Source organism: Mesorhizobium sp. M1295, from assembly GCF_040318135.1.
GTDB lineage: Bacteria > Pseudomonadota > Alphaproteobacteria > Rhizobiales > Rhizobiaceae > Mesorhizobium.
In genome coordinates, this window is the sequence record NZ_JAMYLU010000084.1 from 1 (window position 1) to 506 (window position 506).

A 506-nucleotide genomic window follows, 5' to 3' on the forward strand; every position below is an offset into this window, starting at 1 on the left:
GCCACTCGGCCACTTCCTCCAGGACCGCATCGGTAACCGCCGAGATCAGGTCCGGCGACACGTCGATGCCGTAGAGCTCCTCCAGATGGCCGCGGATCTCGCGCACTGTCATGCCGCGCGCGTACATGGAGATGATCTTGTCATCGAAATCGGGAAAACGGCGCTGGTATTTGGCGATCAGCTTCGGATCGAAGGTCCCGGCCCGGTCGCGCGGGATCGACAGCGTCATCTTCGACGTGCCCGTCAGCACCGACTTCCGCGAATGGCCGTTGCGGCGATTGACGCTGCCGTCGGTGCGTTCGTCCTCAAGGTGCTCGTCGAGTTCAGCGTTCAGAATCCGTTCCGAAAGCGCCTTCTTCAGGTCGTCGAGCAATCCGTCCTTGGCAAACACCTCATTCGGATCGCGGCCGGCAAGCAGTTGGTCCAGAAGTTCCTTCTCAATAGCCATGCGATGATTCTCTCCTTTCCATCATCATGGCCTCGCGCACAGAATTCCCGACAGTCCC

At 60.3% G+C, this 506-nt stretch carries 1 protein-coding gene; it reads right to left on the minus strand.

Annotated elements, in window-relative coordinates; all coding sequences use genetic code 11:
- The coding region (locus NKH29_RS32585) for a transposase (RefSeq protein WP_353001437.1) at positions 1-448 on the minus strand (448 nt) is incomplete at its 3' end.
- Positions 449-506: the final 58 nt, after the last annotated feature.